The 11,334-nt window shown below is 67.5% G+C and carries 11 protein-coding genes; 3 read left to right on the top strand and 8 right to left on the bottom strand.

The window, feature by feature from the left end; translation table 11 throughout:
* Window positions 1-27 precede the first annotated feature (27 nt).
* The 3 genes from BST38_RS10435 to BST38_RS10425 are packed head-to-tail and all read right to left on the bottom strand — an operon-like array spanning window position 28 to window position 3,775.
* Window positions 28-1,812, bottom strand: a complete 1,785-nt coding sequence (locus BST38_RS10435; RefSeq protein ID WP_083143227.1) for an ABC transporter ATP-binding protein — start codon at window positions 1,810-1,812, stop codon at window positions 28-30.
* Window positions 1,809-3,530, bottom strand: coding sequence for an ABC transporter ATP-binding protein (locus tag BST38_RS10430; protein ID WP_083143226.1), 1,722 nt, complete (start codon window positions 3,528-3,530; stop codon window positions 1,809-1,811). The genes BST38_RS10435 and BST38_RS10430 overlap by 4 nt, the downstream gene beginning before the upstream one ends.
* The gene (locus tag BST38_RS10425) at window positions 3,527-3,775 is read right to left on the bottom strand and encodes an MbtH family protein (RefSeq protein ID WP_083143225.1); all 249 of its coding nucleotides are present in this window, start codon (window positions 3,773-3,775) and stop codon (window positions 3,527-3,529) included. The genes BST38_RS10430 and BST38_RS10425 overlap by 4 nt, the downstream gene beginning before the upstream one ends.
* A 137-nt stretch (window positions 3,776-3,912) precedes the next feature.
* On the opposite strand from BST38_RS10425, the gene BST38_RS10420 reads away from it, so the two are divergent.
* A complete protein-coding gene (locus BST38_RS10420) occupies window positions 3,913-4,857 on the top strand; it encodes a methionyl-tRNA formyltransferase (RefSeq protein ID WP_083143224.1) in 945 nt (314 codons plus the stop codon).
* Here the strand turns inward: BST38_RS10420 and BST38_RS10415 are convergent.
* Genes BST38_RS10415 through BST38_RS10395 form a run of 5 tightly spaced genes read right to left on the bottom strand, consistent with a single transcriptional unit; the run spans window position 4,841 to window position 8,904 of the window.
* On the bottom strand, window positions 4,841-5,647 hold the full coding sequence (locus tag BST38_RS10415; protein ID WP_110781717.1) for an ABC transporter ATP-binding protein: 807 nt from the start codon (window positions 5,645-5,647) through the stop codon (window positions 4,841-4,843). The genes BST38_RS10420 and BST38_RS10415 overlap by 17 nt on opposite strands.
* A gap of 17 nt (window positions 5,648-5,664) precedes the next feature.
* Window positions 5,665-6,717: a FecCD family ABC transporter permease gene (locus tag BST38_RS10410; protein WP_083143222.1), complete on the bottom strand. Its 1,053-nt coding sequence runs from the start codon at window positions 6,715-6,717 to the stop codon at window positions 5,665-5,667.
* Complete coding sequence (locus BST38_RS10405; RefSeq protein ID WP_083143221.1) at window positions 6,714-7,763, bottom strand: iron chelate uptake ABC transporter family permease subunit; 1,050 nt, start codon at window positions 7,761-7,763, stop codon at window positions 6,714-6,716. The genes BST38_RS10410 and BST38_RS10405 overlap by 4 nt, the downstream gene beginning before the upstream one ends.
* Window positions 7,764-7,767: 4 nt before the next feature.
* Window positions 7,768-8,580: a siderophore-interacting protein gene (locus BST38_RS10400; RefSeq protein WP_083143220.1), complete on the bottom strand. Its 813-nt coding sequence runs from the start codon at window positions 8,578-8,580 to the stop codon at window positions 7,768-7,770.
* Between the two features lie 15 nt (window positions 8,581-8,595).
* Window positions 8,596-8,904 (bottom strand): hypothetical protein, encoded by a 309-nt coding sequence (locus BST38_RS10395; RefSeq protein ID WP_083143219.1) that lies wholly within the window; start codon window positions 8,902-8,904, stop codon window positions 8,596-8,598.
* A 169-nt stretch (window positions 8,905-9,073) separates the two neighbouring features.
* Between BST38_RS10395 and BST38_RS10390 the strand changes: the two genes are divergently transcribed.
* Together BST38_RS10390 and BST38_RS10385 are read left to right on the top strand one after the other, a co-directional pair.
* Window positions 9,074-10,249 carry an ankyrin repeat domain-containing protein gene (locus BST38_RS10390; protein WP_083143218.1) on the top strand — a complete coding sequence of 392 codons (1,176 nt, stop codon included), beginning with the start codon at window positions 9,074-9,076 and terminating at the stop codon, window positions 10,247-10,249.
* A 37-nt stretch (window positions 10,250-10,286) separates the two neighbouring features.
* A complete protein-coding gene (locus tag BST38_RS10385; RefSeq protein WP_083143217.1) occupies window positions 10,287-11,111 on the top strand; it encodes an alpha/beta fold hydrolase in 825 nt (274 codons plus the stop codon).
* Window positions 11,112-11,334 lie beyond the last annotated feature (223 nt).

Raw genomic sequence — 11,334 nt, 5'->3', positions numbered from 1 at the left:
CAATCCTCTTTCGTATAGGGGTGCGCGTCAGCTGTGCGCGCTCCATGCGTCCCAGAGCCGCGCGTACCGTCCGCCGAGCTCGACGAGTTCGGAATGGGTGCCGCGCTCGGAGATTCGGCCGTCGTCCATCACGACGATCTGATCGGCGGTGGCGGCTTGCGTCAGCCGGTGGGCGACCACAAGCGTCGTGCGTCCTGAGGTCGCCGCCAGCGCGGCCCGCTCCAGTTCGGCGGCGCTGGCACTGCCGGCTTCGGCAGTCGCCTCGTCGAGCACCACGACGCGCGGGTCGGCGAGCACGAGGCGGGCGAGCGCAATGTGCTGGGCCTGTGCTGCCGTCAGCGCCACACCCTGCTCACCGACCAAGGTGTCGAGGCCATCGTCGAGCGCTGAAACCCACTCGCGTGCGCCGACCCGTTCCAGTGCCGCCCAGACCTGATCACGGTCGGCGTCCGGCGCCGCCAGCCGCAGGTCGTCGAGCAGCGGACCGGAGAACACATGCACCTCCTGGGTCACCGTGGCGACCCAGCGGCGCAATTCGGTATCGGGGATGTCGGCGACCGGAACACCGCCGAGGTAACTGTGCCCCCGGTCGGGCACATACAGACCCGCCACCACGGCCGCCAGCGTGGTCTTGCCCGCTCCGGTGGTGCCCACCAGCGCACATCGGGTGCCCTCCGGAATCGACAGCGAGACGTCATGCAGCACTTCAGGTCCCGTGCCGTAGGAGAACGAGACGTTCCTGACCTCGACGCCGGCGTCGGCAGGGATGCGGGTCAGGCCGGGCACATCGACGTGCTCCGGCTCGGCGGACGGGCGAAGGTCTACGACCCCGACAAGACGGGCCAGGCACGCGGCGCCGGCCTGGATCTCGTCGAAGTTGTACATCATCATGCCGATCGGGTTGAACAACCGGTGGAACATCAATGCGGCGGCGGTGACCTGCCCGATGGTCACGGCGTCTGCGCGTACGAGCAGGAAGCCGACGGCCAATGTTGCTGACAGGCCGATGAATTCGGCCCTGTTCACCCTTCCGACCAGGCGGGTGAACAGGGTGAACACACCGACCTCGAGATCGCGAGCGCGCCCGGAGGCCCGCTCGATGCCGGCGAGGTGGTGGGCGTGGACTTCGTATGCATCGATGGTGCGGGCCCCCTGGATCGACTCCACGGTCGCCTGGGCCCGGTTCGCGAGTGCGACGCGCTGCTCGGCGTACACCGGCGCCGAGCGCGGCAGATACCACCACAGCCCGGCCGCATAGGCCGGGATGCACAGCGCACCGGCGAGTCCGAGCCGCCAGTCGAGGCTGGCCATTCCGATCAGCGTCACGAGGCCGAGAAAGAATGCGTTGAGCATGTCCGGTAAGACCTGCGACACCGCCTTGGCGACCGCGGCGACGTCCGCGCCGACGCGGGACAACAGATCGCCACGGCCGCTCTCCTCGACCGTGGTGGCAGGCAGGTGCAGCGCGGTGTGCAGGACGTCCTCACGCAGATCGGCGACCACATGTTCGCCGAGCCGGGTGATCAGGTACCGGGCCAGGCCGGTACCCAATCCGCCGATCACCGCGGCCACACCGATCACGACGGCAAGACCGACCAGGCTGTCCGCGGAGCTCTTCGCGTCCACCCGGTCGACGAGCGAACCGAGCAGGTAGATGGGTACGGTCGCGGCGCCGGCGGCGGCCAGCCCGACCAGCACAGTCACGGTGGTCTGGGCGCGGCGGCTGCGCAGATCGCCGGTAAGCCAGGACCAGGACCGCCGCATCGACGCGACGGGAAGTACCGGTGGCGTGACGGATTCACTGATCGTCATCGCGTCACCAACTCGCGATAGCCCGAGTGCATGTCGACCAGGCGCCGGTGGGTACCTTCGCCGGCCACCCGTCCGCCGCTGACCAGTACGACACGGTCGGCGGCCGCCAGCAGGGCCGGACTGCTGGTCAGCACGACCGTCGTCCGTCCGGCGGCGCTGCGAAGCCCGCGGATCCCGTCGGCAATGGCCTGTTCGGTGACCGCGTCGACAGCGGTGGTCGGGTCGTGCAGTACGAGCACGTCGGGATCGGCGGCCAGCGCGCGCGCCAGTGTCCAGCGCTGGCGCTGCCCACCGGACAGGCTCGCGCCGCGCTCCAGCACCGGATGGTCGAGTCCGTCCTCGTAGAGCGCTACCACGTCGAGGGCGCAGGACGCCTCGAGGGCGCGGCGCACCGCCGCGTCGTCGGCACCGGAGATCGCGAGGTTGGAGGTCAGCGATCCGCTGAACAGGTCACCGTGATGGTGCTCGACGAGCAGTGTGGCACGTCGGGTGCCGTAATCGAGAGCCCCGATTCGGCGACCGTTCACCATTACCGAGCCGGTGTCTTCGGTGCGTTGGGTACCGGAGAGCAGATCCATCAGCGCCGTCGCGTCTCGCGAGTCGGTGGCCAGCACTGCCAGGAACTCTCCGGGACGGACGTCGAGGGACAGACCGTCCAGGCCCGCATGCGTGGCGTCACGTACCGTCAGCGATCCGCGTGCGGACCTGCCGGCGGTGGCGGGAATTTCCGCGCGGTGGCGCGTCGGCGCGGCCAGCACGGTCGCGACGCGATTGGCCGATGCGCGTGCCTCGGCGACCGAACTCGGCAGGATCGCCAGAACCTCGAACGGTTCGGCGAGGAACTGCGCGAGGCCGATCACGGTGATCAGTTGGCCGAGCGTGAGGTCGCCACGGATCGCGAAGTACGCCGCGGCGACCGCGACGGCCATCGCTGCGAGGGCGCCGGCAGCGGCCGCGGCACCGGCGTGGGCGCTTTCCAGTCGCGCCGCGCGCAATGTCGCGCTCAACGAACGGCGGCTGGCCACCCGGTATCGCGCGGCGGCGTTGTGTTGCGCGCCGATGCCCTGCAGCGGCCGGTGACCGCTGATCAGATCTGTCGCGAGCGCCGTTGCCCTGCCGATCTCGGCCTGCTGGTTCTCCACCCGTGCGGCGATCAGCGGAGCAGTGAGCTGCAGTGCGGCCATCACGATCGGAACCCCGACCAGGACCATCAGACCCAAAGGCAGGTCGATGGTGAGCAACAGGGCGCCGCACGCGATCGTCGCGACCACGGCACCGACCAGGCGCGGGACGTAGTCGAGCAGATAGGCGGTCTCATCCGCATCCGTCGACGAAATGGAAAGCAGTTCACCTGCTTTGTAGTTCGTGTCGATGCCGAGCGGGTCGAGGATCTTGCGGCTCAGCTCGACACGCAGCAGGTGTCCTTCGGCCGCTATCGCCGCCATCAGCATCCGTGCCCCGAAGCGGTACACGACGGTCAGCACGATGAACAGCGCGGCGAGCGCAGCGATCCAGATCAGGATCGCCCGAACCGATCCGGTGGCAACTGCGCGATCGACGATCACGCCGATCAGCACCGGCACCGATACTTCGCAGAGTTGGTGCGCAGCAATGAGTGTTGAGCCCGCACCGAGGCAGCGCCGGTTGCGTGTCAGCGCGCGGTGCAGAACTCTGGTGCCGGTCCAGTTGACGCTGTCGTCAGAGACTGTCGCGCTCAACTCGACGAAATCGCATCGGCACCAGCATGATCCATCTGTTCACGCAACGAGCGCGGACGCATATCGGTCCAGTGTTGTTCGACGTAGTTCAACGCGCTGTCTCGGTCGGTGCCGTCCGGCCCGCCGAAAACTGTTTGCCAGCCAGTCGGTATCTCGGCGAACGTCGGCCACAGTGAGTACTGTTCCTCGTCGTTCACCAGCACCAGAAAGCGGCCGTCCTGTTCGTCAAAAGGATTGCTGGACAAAACGCTCCTCCCGGAGATGTCGGGTCTGTTCACGGCCGGCGCCCGCGAGATATGTTGGGGCCCCGCCACGACCGAAAGGCATGCTATCAAAGGAAAGGCTAACCATAGTGGGCTAGCTTTTTACCTGGGAGGTTGCTGTGCGCGTGGTGATGTTCGGTTATCAGACATGGGGACACCGAACTCTGGAAGCGTTGGTCAAGTCCCGGCACGACGTATGTCTGGTGGTCACTCATCCCGCGAGTGATCATGTGTACGAGTCGATTTGGGATGATTCGGTCGAGGACTACGCACGCGAAGAGGGGATCGAGGTGTTCCTCGCCAAACAGCCCTCGCGCGAATTGGCCGACCGCATCGTCAATTTGGCACCCGACGTGATGGTCGCCAACAATTGGCGCACAAGACTTCCACAGGAACTCTTCAGCATTCCTCGTCTCGGCACGGTCAACCTGCACGATTCCCTGCTGCCCGAGTTCACCGGTTTCTCGCCGGTGATCTGGTCGTTGATCAGCGGGGCGAGTCGAACCGGACTGACCGCACACCTGATGGACGACGAACTCGACACCGGTGCGATCCTGGTGCAGCGTTCGGTGGCGATCACGCCGCAGAGCACCGGGACGAGCCTGGTGTACGACACCCTCGATCTCGTCCCCGAGGTGCTGGAGCAGGCTCTCGACGGGTTGGAGTACGGGACGGCGCGACCGGTACCGCAGGATCTGACCAAGCGGACATTTTTTCACAAGCGATCCGACCGGGACGGCGTCGTCGACTGGAACTGGCCCGCCGCCGACATCGAGCGGTTCATCCGGGCGTTGTCGGACCCGTATCCGAATGCGTACACCTACTTCCGCGGCGAGAAACTGCGGTTGATCTCGGCTCACGTCTCACGCTGCCGGTACGGAGGCACGCCGGGTCGGGTGTTCATCGAGGAAGACGGCGGCATGGTGATCGTCGCCGGCGCCGATGCGTACCGGGGTCGGTCGCACGGCCTGGTGCTCGACGTCGTGCGCACCGAGGATGGTGTGGATCACCGCGCGATGGACTTCTTCGGCCGCGGCGGCGGCTACCTCACCGCCGAACCGTGAGGTGTGGCGAGGCGCGCGGGATGATCAGCGGAGTTCCCGTTTCGGGGTCGTCGATGATCTGGCAGCGCAGCCCGTACACGTCCTCGATCAGCTCGGCGGTGACGACGTCATCCGGATTGCCCTGCGCGACAATGTGTCCTGACTTCATCACGACGATCTCGTCGGCGTAGCGGCAGGCGTGGTTGAGGTCGTGGAGCACCGCGACCACGGTGTGACCGCGTTCGCGATTGAGCATCGCGAACAGGTCGAGGAGCTCGACCTGGTGCGCGATGTCGAGATAGGTCGTCGGTTCGTCGAGCAGCAGCAGCGGGGTCTGCTGCGCCAGCACCATCGCGACCCAGACCCGTTGGCGCTGGCCACCGGACAGCTCGTCGACGAGCCGGTCCGCCAGCTCGGTGACCCCGGTGCACGCCATCGCCTCGGCCACCGCCGCCTGGTCGTCGGTCGACCACTGCCGCAACAGCTTCTGGTGCGGGAAGCGTCCGCGCGAGATCAGATCGGCCACACTGATGCCCTCTGGGGCGATCGAGGTCTGGGGGAGCAGCCCCAGCCGCCGTGCCACCTCCTTCGTGTGAAGTGTGGCGATGTCGGTGCCGTCGAGAATCACCTGCCCGGCAATGGGTTTCAGTAACCGGGCCAGGCCGCGCAGCAACGTCGACTTCCCGCACGCGTTGGGGCCGACGATTACGGTGATGCGTCCGTCCGCGACGGCGACGGAAAGCTCTTTGACGATAGTCGTGTCGTCATAGGCGATGGACAACGAGGAGGCCTGCAGACGGGTGGTGGGCATCGGTTGCTCTCTGTGCATCAGCGGCGGCGCGCCTGGGTGACCAACAGGTAGACGAGGTAGCTGCCGCCCAGCGACACCGTCACCGGACCGACAGGGATCGCGTTGTCGCCGAACATTCTCGCGGCGAGGACATCGCAGACCAGTAGCAGCACCGCACCCATCACCGCGGCGGGTACCAGGGCGACACCTGGACTCGCGGTCAATCGGCGGGCGAGCTGCGGTGCGGCCAGCGCGATGAATGCGATCGGTCCGGCGGCCGCGCACGCCAGCGCGACGAGTCCGACGCCGACGACCAGATAGCCCAGCCGCGCCCGGTCGGGGTGCACACCGAGGGCCCCCGCCGCGTCGTCACCGAGCTGCAGGACCGGCAGCTGCGGGCCCAGTGCGAGTAGCGCGGCGGCCAGCGCCACCAGGCAGATCGCCATTGGAACCACCTGCGACCACGTCATTCCGGACAGCGACCCCTGCTGCCACACCGCGGCGGTGACGGCCGTGTGGTGGTCGAGTTTGATGACGATCCACTGGTTGACCGAGTTCAGCACCGCGCTGACCGCGATACCGACCACGATGAGCCGGTAACCGGCGATCCCGTTGCGATAGGACAATGCGTAGACCAGGACGGCGGTCACCAGCCCGCCCGCCAGCGCACCGCCCGCGACGGCGTAGTAGCCGCCCCCGACGGTCGCCATGATCGCCAAGGCCCCGGTGTAGGCGCCGGCATTGATCCCGATGATGTCGGGGCTGCCCAGGGGGTTGCGGGTCAGCGCCTGGAAGATCGCCCCGGATACCCCGAACGCCGCCCCGACGAGCAGTGCCATCAGCATCCGCGGCATCCGCCACTCAAGGATCACCACGCGGTCGAACGACGTGTTGACCCCCGCCAGCACTCCCAGGACATCTCTCGGTACGACGTGGTACTTGCCGAAACCTATTGCCAGGACGGCAAGGACGGCGGCTGAGGCGGTCAGCCCGGCCACCACGACGACCGCGCGCAGGGATGCGCGCACCGCCACCCCGCCGAAGCGTATGACGCACTGCCGCTGACCGAACCGGACCGTGGGCGCGCTCATGTGCGGTCCGTTCCGCGGCGGCGGATGAGCCAAACCAGCACGGGGGCGCCGATGAAGGCTGTGACGATGCCGGCGGGCAGCTCGGATGGCCGGATGACGACACGTCCGACGATGTCGGCCGCCAGCAGCAGTGCGGGCGACACCACCACCGCGTAGCCGAGAATCCACCGCCAGTCCGGCCCGGTGAAGCGCCGTACCGCGTGCGGCACCATCAGTCCGATGAACCCGATCGGCCCCGCGCCCGCGGTCGCCGCACCGGCCAGCAGCGTCACCGCGACCAGGCTCAACAGCTGGGTCCGGACCACGTTGCCACCGAGACTCTTCGCCAGGTCGTCCCCGAACGAGGTGATGTTCAGCGATCGCGACACCACCAGGCAGAGCACCGCGCCCACCGCGATGAACGGCCCGATCGCCAGCGCCACATCGAGCGGCCGGCCGTCAAGCGCCCCGGCCTCCCAGAACCGCATGTTGTCGAACGCGCGGGGATGGCGCAGCCGGATCGCGAAGCCGATACCCTCCAGCACCGCCCCGACTGCCACGCCGGCGAGCAGGACCCGCACCGGGGTGACTGCCGCTCGCCCCGACATTCCCACGAGGTACACGACGGCCATGGCGAACAGCGCACCGGCGAACGCGAACCAGATGTAGGTCCAGATCCCGGTGAGCCCGAGCAACGCGATCGCGCTGACCACGAACAGTGAAGCGCCGGAGTTGATCCCGAGGATCTCCGCGTCGGCGAGGGGGTTGCGCCCGACAGCCTGGATCAGGGTTCCGGACAACCCGAGTGCGAGGCCCACCAGCAGTCCGAGCACCGTTCGCGGGATACGGAGTTCGTGCACGATCCACTCATCGCCCACGTCGCGGTAATCGGTCACCGCCGACCACACCGTGCCCAGCGAGACGTTCTCGGTTCCGACGGCGAGGCTGGCGATGCACACCACCGCCAGCAAGCCCGTCGCCGTGACGAGCCCGATCAGCTTGCCGCGATGCACCGGATACCGCGCCGACGACTCGGGGCTCGGCGAGAGTGGGGTCTGGGTCGTCACCGAGTCAGAGACCCATCCGCTCGCAGGCCTCGTCGAACTCCTCGAAGGCCAGCTTGTCGCTCTTGCCTTCGGTCAGCGCGCTTTCGTAGACCGCGAGCACGTCGTCTTCGACCTCGGCGAACCGCGCGTCCCAGGTTTCCGAGTCGAACCGCCAGTAACCGGTGACGTCGTACTGGTCGATCGTCCAGCCGAGGCTGCGCAGGTACTTGCGTATGGCCCTGGATTCGGCGGCCTCACCGGCGAACCAGCAATAGCCGCGGCCGACCGGGAGGTCGAGTTCGCGTACGGCGTGCATGAGTGTGCTTGGGGCATGGCCGTTTCCGCTACCCACGATGCCGTGAACCGTGGCGTTCGGACGGCGGGGAAGATAGCCGAGATCCTCCGGCGCGGCGACCTCGACGATCACCGTCGCGGTGGCCTCGGCGGGGAGCTCCTCGATGATGCGGGCGGTCGCGGGCAAACCTGAGAGGTCGCTGACGAGTAGCTGCCAGTCGCTGTCAGCCGGAGGCCGGTACCACGAGCGTGCGTGGTCGAGCACGACCCGATCGCCGGCGGCGGCAGTCGCGGCCCAGTCGGTTCCGGGGCCACGAGAGTGCAGCACCACGTCGAGCGTGACCCGCGCCCCGTCCTGGTGACGCACCGAATAGTTCCGGCCCTCGCCCTCGGGATGGTCATCTGCCTCGAAATACACCCCTACCGCGGAATCACCCGCGACCCTGACGTTCAGCACATCCGGCGCTTCGACGTCGAGCACGATCCGTTTCAGACGGCGGCTGAGGTGGGTGGTCTCGACGACAGAGGCATACGAGAACGACACCTGGGCGAGGTTAGCCTAAACACACCCGCTGACGGAGATCCTTCTTCCGACGTTCGCGCACACGCTGACATTCGGTGGCGGGGGAGGCGGAGGCGGTGGAGGAGGAGCAGCTTCGTAGTCCTCCGGCAGCGGCGCGTACGCGGCAGGCGGCGGAACCCAGGGGGCGATGGCGTCGGCGACGTTGCCGCACGCGTTCACCGAGACGTGGCGCCCGCCGACGGAGCCGCACACATCGGCCGAGGCCTCCTGGGACTGAGGCAGGGCGGCCAGGCCCAGGGTCAACAGGGCCAACCCGCCAGACGCCACCACTCGAACGGTCCACACGATCGGGATCGTACCGCTGGGTGGGCGGGAAAAAGCGCTAGACTCACCGCGGGCGCGCAGGACCGCCCGACGTCCGCTCGAAGAGGCTCAGCCTCCCTGTGCTCGATCCTCGCCGCCGACCTCTTCTCGGCCCGATCCGCGGACGCCGGGCGTACGAGAGGAGGCCGTCATGGCCAGCACCCTGCCCGACAATCCGTCCTTGGAGCACCTGCGGAGGGAAGCGCGAGCCCTTCAGCGCGCATCCACCGAACGGCTCCCGCTGCACGTCGCTCAGCTGAGGATCGCGCGGCAGTACGGGTTCCCCGGATGGCCCGCACTGGTGCGGTATCTGGATCTCGTCGCGGACCTCGCGGTCGACCCGTCGGCCGTACCCGAGACGAGACTTGCCGACGCGGACCGGTTCTGCGCGCTGGCCGTGCTGCAGTACACCGACCGCGATGCACCACCACGGTGGGAGTCGGCCGCGCAGAGCCTGGAGGAAGAGCCGGATCTGGTCGACGCGCACATATGGGCCGCCGCGGCCGCCGGCGATCCAGAAGCGTTGGCACGTCACCTCGATCGCGGCATCACGGCGAATGCGACGGGCGGCCCGTACGGGTGGCCGCCCCTGCTCTATCTGTGCTACACGCGGGTTGCGCCGGCCGCGGCTGAGCGACGCTTGCGGAGCGAATCAACAACCGGTCAGATGTGCGCTGCGGCAACGGTTCTGCTCGACGCCGGCGCCGACCCGAATGCCGGCTATCTGTGGCGGGGCATGGCGACGCCGTTCACCGCGCTGACCGGAGTGTTGGGGGAGGGCGAGCTGGGGCCGCGTCGGCAACCTCGGCATCCGGCGGCGAACAAGCTGGCTGAGTTGCTGCTGCGCCGCGGCGCCCACCCCGTCGACCACCAGGGGCTGTACAACCGAATGTTCCGCCCCGATGACTCTCATCTAGAGCTGCTGTTCGCGTACGGGCTGGCCGACGCCGGACCGAGTCCCTGGGAGCGCAAGCTCGCCGAAGCCATGGAATCCAGGGCGCAGATGTGGCGGCGGCAGGTGGACTGGGCGGCCGAACACGGCTTCGTGCGGCGTCTGGATCTGCTGGCCCGAAACGGAGTCGACACGTCGGGGGTCACGCCGGTGCTGCCACGAATCCCCGATGACGTCAACGCTTTCGACGAGCAGGGTGCAACCCCGTTGCACCACGCGGCGTGGGACGGCGACCTCGAGCTGATCCGGCGGTTACTCGACCGCGGTGCGAACCCGTCGCTCGTCGATATGAGATTCCATGCAACAGCCCAGGGTTGGGCCGAATATGCGTATCAGACCGAAGCGGCCGAGCTGTTGAGGTCTGTGATCCGTTGAGCCAGCCGGGGCGCCGGTTTCGGAGTACTCTCCGGCCATGCCCACCATCATCACCAAAGACGGCGTCGAGATCTTCTACAAGGACTGGGGATCGGGACAGCCGATCGTCTTCAGCCACGGCTGGCCACTGTCGTCTGACGACTGGGACGCCCAGCTGATGTTCTTCCTTGCGCAGGGGTACCGCGTCGTGGCGCCCGATCGCAGGGGTCACGGCCGGTCCAGTCAGGTCGCCGACGGACACGACATGGACCATTACGCAGACGATCTCGCCGCGGTGGTAGAGCACCTCGACCTCCGCGACGCCGTCCACATCGGGCACTCCACCGGCGGTGGGGAGGTGGTGCGGTACCTGGCGCGGCACGGTGAGAGTCGCGTAGCCAAGGCGGTGCTGATCGCCGCGGTGCCGCCGTTGATGGTCCAGACCGAGAGCAATCCGGGCGGGCTGCCGAAGTCGGTGTTCGACGGTTTCCAGGAATCGGTAGCGACCAACCGCGCCGGGTTCTTCCGCGAGCTTCCCGAAGGGCCGTTCTACGGGTTCAACCGCGACGGCGTCGAACCAGTCGAGGGGATCATCGCGAACTGGTGGCGGCAGGGTATGCAGGGTGGAGCGAAGGCGCACTACGACGGGATCGTCGCGTTCTCGCAAACCGACTTCACCGAGGATCTGAAGAACATCCAGTTGCCGGTGTTGGTGATGCACGGAGACGACGATCAGATCGTGCCCTACGCGGCCGCCGGTCCGCGGTCCGCCGAGCTGCTGCCGAACGGAATCCTCAAGACCTACAAGGGCTTCCCGCACGGAATGCCGACGACGCACGCCGACGTGATCAATGCCGACATCCTCGAGTTCCTGCGCTCCTGACGTTCGCTGGCGAACAGACGCGAACTCGCGGAGATGGCAGCGGGCCTCTGAATTTTCTTCTGCCACTTGGGTTTCTCGGGTCTCGGTGTGTCTCAGCTGTCCCATTGCGTAGTCAGCGCTTGTCGGTGGTTCGAACTAGTGTGGCGCTCCTAGGGTTTTAGTGGGCGTTTTTGCCTGCTCAGAGGGTGTTTTGGGTGAGGCTCAACGATTTCGGTAGTGACCG

The sequence above is a fragment of the Mycolicibacterium parafortuitum genome, assembly GCF_002086815.1.
Taxonomy (GTDB): domain Bacteria; phylum Actinomycetota; class Actinomycetes; order Mycobacteriales; family Mycobacteriaceae; genus Mycobacterium; species Mycobacterium parafortuitum.
The sequence above is the reverse complement of the archived record's forward strand: the minus strand, read 5'-3'. Positions and strand labels throughout refer to the sequence as shown.

Excerpts from the sequence above, each read along its gene's own strand:
- BST38_RS10435 (WP_083143227.1), bottom strand. The coding sequence starts at position 1,812 with ATGACGATCAGTGAATCCGTCACGCCACCGGTACTTCCCGTCGCGTCG.
- BST38_RS10415 (WP_110781717.1), bottom strand. The coding sequence starts at position 5,647 with ATGCCCACCACCCGTCTGCAGGCCTCCTCGTTGTCCATCGCCTATGAC.
- BST38_RS10410 (WP_083143222.1), bottom strand. The coding sequence starts at position 6,717 with ATGAGCGCGCCCACGGTCCGGTTCGGTCAGCGGCAGTGCGTCATACGC.
- BST38_RS10390 (WP_083143218.1), top strand. The coding sequence starts at position 9,074 with ATGGCCAGCACCCTGCCCGACAATCCGTCCTTGGAGCACCTGCGGAGG.
- BST38_RS10385 (WP_083143217.1), top strand. The coding sequence starts at position 10,287 with ATGCCCACCATCATCACCAAAGACGGCGTCGAGATCTTCTACAAGGAC.